Origin of the sequence: Longirhabdus pacifica, assembly GCF_004115085.1 — a bacterium.
Taxonomy (GTDB): Bacteria; Bacillota; Bacilli; order Paenibacillales; family DSM-105158; genus Longirhabdus; species Longirhabdus pacifica.
In genome coordinates this window covers 1-3,021 of sequence record NZ_QXJP01000044.1, presented here as the reverse complement: position 1 = coordinate 3,021, position 3,021 = coordinate 1, and the positions used below count along the sequence as shown (strand labels likewise).

General features: G+C 52.1%; 1 rRNA gene. It reads left to right on the top strand.

The annotated features are described in order from the left end of the window. Positions 1-36: 36 nt before the first annotated feature. Positions 37-2,965 (top strand): 23S ribosomal RNA (locus D1Z92_RS16955). The last annotated feature ends 56 nt before the right edge of the window (positions 2,966-3,021 follow it).

Genomic DNA, 3,021 nt, shown 5'->3' with positions numbered 1-3,021 from the left:
TGCACCTTGAAAACTGGATAGTGAAAGAAGAAGATAGATGAAGAAAGTAAGGGCACACGGTGGATGCCTAGGCGCTAGGAGCCGAAGAAGGACGTGGCGAACAACGAAATGCCTCGGGGAGCTGTAAGCAAGCATCGATCCGGGGATCTCCGAATGGGGTAACCCACATATCAGTGAGGATATGAACACGTAACTGAATACATAGGTTACGATGAGGCAGACCAGGGGAACTGAAACATCTAAGTACCCTGAGGAAGAGAAAACAAAAGTGATTCCGTCAGTAGCGGCGAGCGAACGCGGAGAAGCCTAAACCAAAGAGCATGCTCTTTGGGGTTGTGGGACGTCTCACATGGAGTAAGAAAATGAGCATTTAGACGAACGGCTTGGGAAGGCCGACCAAAGAAGGTAAGAGTCCTGTAGTCAAAAAATAATCATCTCCGAGACGGATCCCGAGTAGTGCGGGACACGAGGAATCCCGTATGAATCTGGCAGGACCATCTGCTAAGGCTAAATACTACCTAGCGACCGATAGTGAACCAGTACCGTGAGGGAAAGGTGAAAAGGACCCCGGGAGGGGAGTGAAATAGAACCTGAAACCGTGTGCTTACAAAAAGTCAGAGCGCAAACAATGCGTGATGGCGTGCCTTTTGTAGAATGAACCGGCGAGTTACGATCTCGTGCAAGGTTAAAGCGAAGAGCTGGAGCCGTAGCGAAAGCGAGTCTGAAATGGGCGACATAGTGCGAGGTCGTAGACCCGAAACCGAGTGATCTACCCCTGTCCAGGGTGAAGGTGAGGTAACACTCACTGGAGGCCCGAACCCACGAATGTTGAAAAATTCGGGGATGAGGTGGGGGTAGCGGAGAAATTCCAATCGAACTCGGAGATAGCTGGTTCTCCCCGAAATAGCTTTAGGGCTAGCCTTGAAGAATGAAACTTGGAGGTAGAGCACTGATTGGGTGCGGGGCCCGTCAAGGGTTACCAAGCTCAGACAAACTCCGAATGCCAAGGATTCAACTTCAGGAGTCAGACTGCGAGTGCTAAGATCCGTAGTCAAGAGGGAAAGAGCCCAGACCATCAGCTAAGGTCCCAAAGTGTGTGTTAAGTGGGAAAGGATGTGGCGTTGCACAGACAACCAGGATGTTGGCTTAGAAGCAGCCATCATTTAAAGAGTGCGTAATAGCTCACTGGTCGAGTGACGCTGCGCCGAAAATGTAACGGGGCTAAACACACCACCGAAGCTATGGAGCCACAATGTGGTTGGTAGGGGAGCGTTCCAATAGCGACGAAGACAGACCGAGAGGTGATTGTTGGAGCGATTGGAAGTGAGAATGCCGGTATGAGTAACGAAAAGACAAGTGAGAATCTTGTCCGCCGAAAGCCGAAGGGTTCCTGAGGAAGGCTCGTCCACTCAGGGTAAGTCGGTCCTAAGGCGAGGCCGAAAGGCGTAGTCGAAGGATAACAGGTTGATATTCCTGTACCACCCACACCGTTATGAGCAATGGGGGGACGCAGAAGGGGAAAGCCGCAGGCGGATGGAAGAGCCTGTCTCGAAAGCGAGGTGATGTGATGGCAAATACGCACATCAAAAGCTTAGCTGGAGAGAGAAAGGAACATCACGTTCCCGAAAGCGCTGGTACTCATGCTGCCAAGAAAAGCCTCTAGCAAGGTTAAGTGAGTGACCGTACCGAAAACCGACACAGGTCGGCGAGAAGAGAATTCTAAGGCGCGCGGAAGAACTCTCGTTAAGGAACTCGGCAAAATGACCCCGTAACTTCGGGAGAAGGGGTGCCCTAGTAGGGTGTTTCACTTCGGTGAAGCATGCGAGGGGGCCGCAGTGAAAAGGCCCAAGCGACTGTTTAGCAAAAACACAGGTCTGTGCGAAGCCGCAAGGCGAAGTATACGGGCTGACGCCTGCCCGGTGCTGGAAGGTTAAGAGGAGGGGTTAGCGTAAGCGAAGCTCTGAATTGAAGCCCCAGTAAACGGCGGCCGTAACTATAACGGTCCTAAGGTAGCGAAATTCCTTGTCAGGTAAATTCTGACCCGCACGAATGGCGTAACGACTTGGGCGCTGTCTCAACGAGAGATCCGGTGAAATTTTAATACCTGTGAAGATGCAGGTTACCCGCGACAAGACGGAAAGACCCCATGGAGCTTTACTGCAGCTTGATATTGAACTGGGATACGATTTGTACAGGATAGGTGGGAGCCTTGGAGACTGGTGCGCCAGCATCGGAGGAGGCGACCTTGGGATACCACCCTGATCGTATTCGAGTTCTAACCTAGGCCCGTAATCCGGGTCGGGGACCGTGTCAGGTGGGCAGTTTGACTGGGGCGGTCGCCTCCTAAAAAGTAACGGAGGCGCGCAAAGGTTCCCTCAGAATGGTTGGAAATCATTCGCAGAGTGCAAAGGCATAAGGGAGCTTGACTGTAAGACTAACAAGTCGAGCAGGGACGAAAGTCGGTCTTAGTGATCCGGTGGTACCGAATGGAAGGGCCATCGCTCAACGGATAAAAGCTACCCTGGGGATAACAGGCTTATCTCCCCCAAGAGTCCACATCGACGGGGAGGTTTGGCACCTCGATGTCGGCTCATCGCATCCTGGGGCTGAATTAGGTCCCAAGGGTTGGGCTGTTCGCCCATTAAAGCGGTACGCGAGCTGGGTTCAGAACGTCGTGAGACAGTTCGGTCCCTATCTGTCGTGGGCGTAGGAAATTTGAGAGGAGCTGTCCTTAGTACGAGAGGACCGGGATGGACGTACCGCTGGTGTACCAGTTGTTCCGCCAGGGGCATAGCTGGGTAGCCAAGTACGGAAGGGATAAGCGCTGAAAGCATCTAAGCGTGAAGCCCCCCTCAAGATGAGATTTCCCTAAGACCCCTTGTAGACGACGAGGTGGATAGGTTCGAGGTGGAAGTGCAGCAATGCATGAAGCTGACGAATACTAATCGGTCTAGGTCTTTATCTACAGGTTTTAAACAAAGTTTAAAACCACTTCGTAAGCAAGAGGAAAAAAGTGAAACG